The 5,116-nt window shown below is 39.1% G+C and carries 4 protein-coding genes and 1 CRISPR repeat array; of the genes, 1 reads left to right on the top strand and 3 read right to left on the bottom strand.

Features of this window, described 5'->3' with window-relative positions:
• Nucleotides 1-864: 864 nt before the first annotated feature.
• On the bottom strand, nt 865-1,260 hold the full coding sequence (locus CDG79_RS38920) for a hypothetical protein (protein ID WP_094346834.1): 396 nt from the start codon (nt 1,258-1,260) through the stop codon (nt 865-867).
• Nucleotides 1,261-1,592: 332 nt separating this feature from the next.
• On the opposite strand from CDG79_RS38920, the gene CDG79_RS43170 reads away from it, so the two are divergent.
• A complete protein-coding gene (locus CDG79_RS43170) occupies nt 1,593-1,739 on the top strand; it encodes a hypothetical protein (RefSeq protein WP_189525292.1) in 147 nt (48 codons plus the stop codon).
• Nucleotides 1,740-2,047: 308 nt separating this feature from the next.
• A CRISPR array of direct repeats spans nt 2,048-2,667; the repeat unit is 37 nt; unit sequence GTCGCTTCTATCATTTAGAAGCGGAATTAATGGAAAC.
• 290 nt (nt 2,668-2,957) lie between these two features.
• Here the strand turns inward: CDG79_RS43170 and CDG79_RS38915 are convergent.
• Both CDG79_RS38915 and CDG79_RS38910 read right to left on the bottom strand, forming a co-directional pair.
• Nucleotides 2,958-3,917 (bottom strand): hypothetical protein, encoded by a 960-nt coding sequence (locus tag CDG79_RS38915; protein ID WP_189525291.1) that lies wholly within the window; start codon nt 3,915-3,917, stop codon nt 2,958-2,960.
• A 272-nt stretch (nt 3,918-4,189) separates the two neighbouring features.
• A partial coding sequence (locus CDG79_RS38910) for an energy-coupling factor ABC transporter ATP-binding protein (protein WP_223278624.1) occupies nt 4,190-5,116 on the bottom strand: 927 nt, incomplete at its 5' end.

Here is a 5,116-nt window from a genome sequence, read left to right as displayed (position 1 = left end):
CTCCTCTGCTCCCACTAGCGAACCTGCACAAGCACAGGCTTTGAGAGATGTGGTGAGAAATCCGGGGTTAGCCTCTCCCTTTGGGAGAAGACCGCAGTGGCTCCCCTTAAAAAGGGGGACTTTGACTCCGTTTCCCCCCTTTTTAAGGGGGGGTAGGGGGGATCTAAAAGCGCCTAAAATCACAGTGAAATACTTGTTCTATTCAACCTTTTAGATGCAGCAACACGCAGTAGGGGCGCACAACTAGCTGTGCGCCCCTACTAAAAACCTATACTTTATGCAACTCGAAAACGCTACAATCTGTCATTAGTATGGGTAAGCATATTACCCATGCTAATGAAAGTTCGGTGATTAGGGAACTCAAAAAAATAAATTAAGTAGGTGGGTGAGAGAATTTATAACTATGTCATTGCGAACGCAACGAAGTGGAGTGAAGCAATCACAAGGTTTTCACCGCTTTTACTTTTCGTTACATAGTTATATTTATTTGTGCCTGCCTACTTATCCCAATTTCACCGAATCAAAATGATTTTCTTTCCCCCTGCTCCCCTGCCCTAAATACGTTTGCGTAGCGTCCCGCAGAGATGGGATATTTTTTTAAGTTGGAAGTCCCTTAGAGGATGTTTTAAAAGTCCTCTGGTCGGTAGCAAAACGTTTTAGATCCCCCTAAATCCCCCTTTTTAAGGGGGACTTTGATTCCAGTCCCCCCTTTTTTAAGGGGGGTTAGGGGGGATCAACAAGTGCCTAAAATTACAGCCAACCCCTTTTAAAATATACTCTTAGACCCTAGCGTCTCTATTGATTGTTGCTTGTTTATTGGCAAAAGTTATTGTCACTTGCTGCCAATAGAATATAGAAACGCATTTAGCGTCCGACTTCGTTAGAGATATCTCTGCCTGTCTGTGCTGCACTATTCCCTACATCGCTAGCAGTTTTTTGAGCGCCCTTTACGTACCCAGAACCAAATTCTTTAAGGGCTTCTGCTGACTCCCCTCCAATCTTCTCGAGTCGTTTACCAAGAGAACCTTCTGTTTCACGAGCTTCTTTATTCCACTGCCCTGTTGTCTTCGGTCTTTGAGCATCATTTTGCTGTATCTGTTCGCGAACTCTCTCCTTTAAGGCTTTGTCATTCTGCCCAGAAGTAACATTCGTTGTCAGCACTAGAAAGCCAACTAGGACAACAGCCAAAAAACGTTTTACCTGAAATCCTTTAAGGAGGGAATCGATATTACCAATGGTCTTAGAAATCAAATTTATCATGCCAATTAGATTGTTTTTTGACTACAAATAAACATTAACGATAATAATGTAATTATCCTTCTAACAAAAGGCATATTTTAGTTATAAAAAATAAATAATTTTTAAATCTTGCTTAGGGAAGAGGTAATTTGTTAGATATATAAATATTTGCAATTAGTCTATGGGTATGAGCAACAAGCAATACCCGGATTTCTCCAGAGAATATTATCCAACAGTTGCCTCTAAATTGCAACGATTATTGGGATATAATCCTGCAATTAATTTCAATCAATTAAGCCAATATCCTAAAAGGTTATTTATAAAGTAAAAATAAAATATGTTTGAAAAATCTGGTGATAAATCCGGGAAAGGCGATCGCAAATCGTGGTTACATAGACAAAGCCCTGCGATCGCAAATCGTGGTTAGATATACAAAGCCCTGCGATCGCAAATCGTGGTTACATAGACAAAGCCCTTGGGGTTTGCCAGTCGCTTACTGAGGGAAACTTTGTTGTAGCGCCGATCTCACCACCTGCGCGGGTTAAAGATGTTTTACTTGCGCGAACTAGTAGGTGTTTTAAAATTTGATGAAATTTTTATTGTTCAAAAGCTTATGCCATCTAGCTTTGAGAGTGATGACTACAACATGGAGATTCGCGCAATTCTTAGAAGCTTTGCCTGTTAAGCTTTTGAGCCGATTTGCAAAAGTAATATCTTGACTAGTGAAAGGCTGAAATGGTACTTTCTTTTTAGAGTCGCGCAAAGTAGCTTTGAAACCTTTGCAATATCAGGGTTTCAAAAGGCAGCAGTCGCTTCTATCATTTAGAAGCGGAATTAATGGAAAAAAAGAACCTGCCCACTGAGACCCTGTTTTGCGATGAGTCGCTTCTATCATTTAGAAGCGGAATTAATGGAAACATTTTTGCAAGCAGGCGATGTCTTGAAGAAAGACGAGAAGCCTAGTCGCTTCTATCATTTAGAAGCGGAATTAATGGAAACATTTTTGCAAGATTCAGCATTAGGGCATTTATCAGTCGCTTCTATCATTTAGAAGCGGAATTAATGGAAACTCATCTTTTTGTGTATTTCCAAATTGCAAACCCTGGTCGCTTCTATCATTTAGAAGCGGAATTAATGGAAACGAGCTTATAAGATAAGTAAATAAGTAAATAGCATCGTCGCTTCTATCATTTAGAAGCGGAATTAATGGAAACGTATGCTTTTTCTATTTTGAATCAAAAATTCTCTGTCGTCGCTTCTATCATTTAGAAGCGGAATTAATGGAAACAGAGGCGATTTAATGCAGGAACTAAAGTTTGTAGTCGCTTCTATCATTTAGAAGCGGAATTAATGGAAACGGTAAGTTGCAAGGGATGGAGTCCGTTAAATGAGTCGCTTCTATCATTTAGAAGCGGAATTAAAAGCTGCTTTTGCTTTCTCATCTTGGTGTTTTCCGCAAGTCAAATAAGCTTTTGCTTTCTCAAAAGCAGCTTTGACTTTCTCATTTTGGTGTTTTCCGTAAGTCAAATAAGCTTTGACTTTCTCAAACCCCAGTTTGCTTACTCAAAAGCAGCTTTGACTTTTTGATTTCGGTAGATTCAACAAGCTGATTTAGGTTTAGCGATCGCAAATTGGGGTTACAGACAAAGCCCGCATTTCTCACAAGCAGTAGGGGCGAGTTCACAGATATAATCGCAAGAGGACTTTTCAAACATCCTCTAAAGGGTTTTACTTTCACCTTTTGCTGGATTACTACCTATTTCTACACTGGTTTTTGTAGTAGATTTTAGTGCCTTTTGACGAATCTTTTCGAGTGTAGCTCCTATTTCAGGATTTTCTTGCTTAAGAATAGCTTCACGTTCCAAATTTATGGTTTCAGGTGACAATTTACATAGTGTTTCCAAAGATATTTTTCCTTGAGCATATAGTACTTCTAATAAATTTGACGCTGATTCTAAAATTTGCTTTCCATTTCTTATTTGGATGCTAAATTTATTTTCAATGGCATCAAAGATAACAAAAAGCGATATCTTTTTCCAAATTTTTTGAGTCGAAGCTACTACCTTAAAGTCAGCGATGATTTTTCCCTCTTCTGGTACATGAAGGGCTAAACCTGAGTCCTGAATACCTGTTTGGATTTGCTCAAGAGGTAATGAAGAAATATCAGTAATTAGATTATCAAGATTTATAAAATCTGCTAAATCAGGTAGGTTGCTAACTGTATCATTTAATGATTCAGATTGAAAAGTTATCTTGTTATCTAAAGGATCTGAAATAGCATTAAGCTGTACGGGATATGGGGGCTGTGGTACAGAGCCTTTTTCATAAAATGAGCGACCTTCTGGAGTAACTGTGATTGGCGATGTTGCTGATAGAGTTTGTAATGAACGAAGAGTTGCAGTAGTAGTTTTAATAAATACAGAATCAAGCCCAAGTATAGAGGCTAATTCATCCTCTGTTGGCGGAGGTTGAAATTCAATAGCAGCGCGAATAATAAATTCTTCAAGTACGTTAAACTGACGGGGTTCCTTGATATTGACTTCTACAAGAGTTTGACGCAAGCTATAACGAAATTGACGTGCTGCAAAAACTGATAAGCTAGAATTTTGCGCTTCAATTTCGTCTACAACATTCTTGAGATTGTCATCAATAGATTTAGCAGAAGAAGCGATCGACATCCATGAAATCTCCATCTAGATAAACTATGCTGAAAACATGGGAGTATATATTCCCATATTTCCATGCTGCTTGGTGAAAAATATTCATGCAACAAATATCTATAGGACTCAAATCAAATAGGAGTCCTATATTTGATTTTTGAAATATACGTAGCGTTATGCCTCTGGCTAACGCACCATCCGAAAGCTTTGGTGCGTTATACGCGATAACACACCCTACAGATACTTAGATTTATGAAATAAATCTAATCGGATTCCTATATGTGGGTAAATTAAACAAGTTCGCGGTATCGAGATGCCTTAACAGGTGCATGTTCTAACTGACAGTAAGGGCGGCTATAACTTAGTGGTGACTCTAAAGCGTGCCCATGTAAAAACTCTGGATTACTCATTATCTGTTCAGTTGGGCCATCATATACGATCTGACCTTGGCTGAGAACAACAGTGCGATCGCATAAATCTAAAGCTAAATCTAAATCATGGGTTGCAATTAGTTGTGTCAGAGGTAAAGTTTGTAACAATTCAATGAATTGCCGACGAGAACGGGGATCTAACTGAGCAGAGGGTTCATCCAATACTAATATCTGTGGGTTCATTGCCAAGACTCCAGCGATCGCAATCCGTTTCTTTTCACCTCCAGATAAATTATTGGTATAGCGTTGCCCATACCATTGGGGATCGATGTCCACTGCTGTCATTGCTTGCAGAGTTCGCTGGAGCAATTCTTCACCTTGCACACCCATATTTAGCGGCCCAAAGGTAACATCTTCCCAAACTGTTGGCATAAACAACTGATTATCTGGATTTTGAAACACCAACCCCACAAAATTCCGAATATTTCGCAAATTTTCCGAATTTACAGACCACTCTCCAATTGTCACCTCTCCCGCTTGTGGCATGAGAATTCCATTCAGATGTAACAGCAGTGTGGATTTTCCCGAACCATTAGCTCCGATTAATGCCACTCGCTCAGTTGCCTTAATAGACAAATTTATTTTGTCTAAAGCTTGAGTCCCATCAGGATAGGTATAGCTAAGATTTTGAATTGATATTGGATTATGGTGCATTGAGATAAGGGATTTCCAAGTAAAAAAATATTCCGTCGCAGAGGGACAAGGGGGACAAGGAAGACAAGGGAGACAAGGAAGAAAGAAGTGTAGTTGAGTAGACAAATTGAATAATTTATTTTTTGGAGTTCC

It is taken from the genome of Nostoc sp. 'Peltigera membranacea cyanobiont' 232, from assembly GCF_002245985.1.
Classification (GTDB): domain Bacteria; phylum Cyanobacteriota; class Cyanobacteriia; order Cyanobacteriales; family Nostocaceae; genus Nostoc.
This window is presented reverse-complemented; position numbering and strand designations above follow the sequence as displayed.

Bases quoted from the DNA above. Each gene is read 5' to 3' on its own strand.
- CDG79_RS38920 (WP_094346834.1), bottom strand. From the start codon at position 1,260: ATGATAAATTTGATTTCTAAGACCATTGGTAATATCGATTCCCTCCTT.
- CDG79_RS38915 (WP_189525291.1), bottom strand. From the start codon at position 3,917: ATGTCGATCGCTTCTTCTGCTAAATCTATTGATGACAATCTCAAGAAT.